Origin of the sequence: Acinetobacter stercoris (genome assembly GCF_900323515.1) — a bacterium.
Classification (GTDB): Bacteria; Pseudomonadota; Gammaproteobacteria; order Pseudomonadales; family Moraxellaceae; genus Acinetobacter; species Acinetobacter stercoris.
This window is the reverse complement of the sequence record NZ_OOGT01000386.1, coordinates 1-1,491: the sequence shown is the minus strand read 5'-3', so window position 1 is coordinate 1,491 and position 1,491 is coordinate 1. Positions and strand designations below refer to the sequence as shown.

Genomic DNA, 1,491 nt, shown 5'->3' with positions numbered 1-1,491 from the left:
GTCTCGGGAACTTGTCCTTTCTTATCAAAACTGGTTTGTGGATGTGAAGACTCATAGATACTTCCAGCGACAAAAGGTCGATCTATATCGCCCTCAAAGAAGTTGATGCAGACTTCATCACCTACTCGCGGATGGAAACGGCTGCCTTCTCCTGCCGACCCTGCCCAAAATGTCATGACGGGTAACCAGAAGGAATCCTGATCATTATCATTGGAACCACTGCCACCTGCATGTTGATGGTCTTGTGCCCGNGTAAACAGGAAGCGGACTTTCACATCTCCATAGGCATTGACATGGATCTGTTCATTTTCTGGACCAACCACCATGCCACGCATCGGATATACCTGTGGCCGATGTTTTAATGGATGGTATTCTGGAACAACCGGAATATTTCGGCGCACGAGTGTCAGTTCGGTACCATGCATTTCATCCTGATTGATTTTTAAATATTGCCAGTGGCTGAGGTCAATCAAGGTATCAATCTGGTTTTTCAGGTCTTTGGGCAAGTTGTTCTGGTGATAGAATTTTTTCCCAAAAATCAGCATTTGCCGTTCTGAGCCATCATGCTGATCCAGCTCAAAATGTCCTGTCAGCTCAAAGAAATATCCCACATCCGCATCTCGTACACTGCTTCTGGCTATGAATTTTTTGGCTTGCAGGTTTTGATAGTCAGTGAGTTGTTGATTCAACCGGTTCAGCTGTGCACTGCTGGATGGGGTAAGTTGTTCATCTGAATCATTGATCCATGCAGGTGCCAGATTCCAGACCTGTGCCAGATCAAGGGTATCTGTATCAAAGTTTTCACTATGCCGGTGTCTGGTATAAGAAATGGCATCCTGATCCTGATAGAAGTGATCCGGTGTCCAGCGTTGTGTTTGTATCGATGTGGCCTGTATCTGTCTTTCACTGCTTAAGCTGGTGATGGTATCAAAGCGTTCTGTTGCATTACTTCGACTATGAAATCGTATGCTTTTTCGGGATAGACGCTTAAATTCGGCTGCACTATCAATGAGGCATAATTTTTGTACTTGTATATCGCTGGCAGGTTGAACGACTTTTGTATCCGTTTCTGTAATCAACCAGCTGATCCCTTCGGAACGCCATAGTCGGGTTAAAAAGGTATATAAGCTTTCGTTATACATCATCACAAATGGACGTGTATCATAGCTTTTCTTGATGCCAGACAAATCCAGTGTAAGTGCAGATGCGATTAATGCGCTGTTGTGTATGCTTTCTTCTATCAGTGTCTTGGTGATGCTGATGACATCACTATTGCGAAATATCCGGCTATTATGAGTCAGTTTGAGTAAAGAAAAGGCATCCTGTAATACGACTTTATAGACGCACAGTGAGCCATCACTGGCACCCTGGGTAACTTTAGACACAATCCCTGTAAAGCGTGAAAAGTCGCCAGAATCTGTGAGGATATCTATGGCAACCAGACAACCTGAAAATGATTTAAGTGGAATATGGGCATTGAGGGATAGGATA

At 44.1% G+C, this 1,491-nt stretch carries 1 protein-coding gene; it reads right to left on the bottom strand.

Annotation, left to right across the window (positions count from 1 at the left end):
* Positions 1 to 1,427 (bottom strand): type VI secretion system Vgr family protein (locus KPC_RS19715; protein ID WP_456049184.1); only part of this gene is annotated, 1,427 nt, incomplete at its 3' end.
* Positions 1,428 to 1,491 lie beyond the last annotated feature (64 nt).